At 65.1% G+C, this 771-nt stretch carries 1 protein-coding gene and 1 pseudogene; one reads left to right on the top strand and one right to left on the bottom strand.

The window, feature by feature from the left end; genetic code table 11:
• Positions 1-118: 118 nt before the first annotated feature.
• Positions 119-379 (bottom strand): annotated as a pseudogene (locus IE263_RS48075) (transposase family protein); the annotation flags it as partial.
• Between the two features lie 19 nt (positions 380-398).
• Here IE263_RS48075 and IE263_RS48070 point away from each other — a divergent pair.
• Positions 399-716 carry a transposase gene (locus tag IE263_RS48070; RefSeq protein WP_229911597.1) on the top strand — a complete coding sequence of 106 codons (318 nt, stop codon included), beginning with the start codon at positions 399-401 and terminating at the stop codon, positions 714-716.
• Positions 717-771 lie beyond the last annotated feature (55 nt).

Below are 771 nucleotides of genomic sequence, written 5' to 3'. Positions count from 1 at the left end.
AGACGGATCATGCCACCGGCCGGGCACGACACCCCACCCGCTATCACGCACCAACTCGTAAAGCGTGTTGCAGAAGGCTGCGATCAGGCAGCCTGAGCAGGGCTGTTGGCGTGTTTGGTCATGCTGCGAGGGCGAGGTTGTGCATGCGGGCGACGGCCTGGACGGCGTGGTGGAGGCCGTCGCCGCGTTGCCGGCAGCCGCGGAGGATCTTGTAGTTCTTCATCCGGCCGATTACGTGCTCGACGCGGGCGCGGACTTTGCGGTGGGCGGCGTTGTCCTCCTCCTCGCCCTTCAGCAGCGGTCGTCCGGGGCGTTTGCGGTGTGGGACGACGAGGGCGGTGTTGATGTAGGCGCCGTCGCCGAGCACGGTGACGCCCTGTAAGAGCCTGGCGGTCCACGTGATCTGGGACAACCTCTCCGCCCACAAGGCGCCCGTGGTGCACAAGTGGCTGCTCGCGCATCCGCGCTTCCAGCTCCACTTCACGCCCACATACTCGTCGTGGCTCAACCAGGTTGAGCGGTGGTTCGCTGAGCTCGAACGACGCTGCCTGGAGCGTGGGGTGTTCTGCTCCCTCGACAACCTCAAGGCCGCACTCGAGGGCTGGATCAAGGTCTGGAACGAGGACGCCAGGCCCTTCAAGTGGACCAAGACCGCCGACCAGATCCTCGACCGCATCTGCCGCTACTGCGACAGGATCTCAAAACCAGCTCACTAGCCTCGATCTTTCGTAATGGGCCGCCGACGGAGTCGGGGGCCCATTTCGTTGTCGG

This window comes from Streptomyces aurantiogriseus (assembly GCF_014649375.1).
Lineage (GTDB): Bacteria > Actinomycetota > Actinomycetes > Streptomycetales > Streptomycetaceae > Streptomyces > Streptomyces aurantiogriseus.
This window is presented reverse-complemented; position numbering and strand designations above follow the sequence as displayed.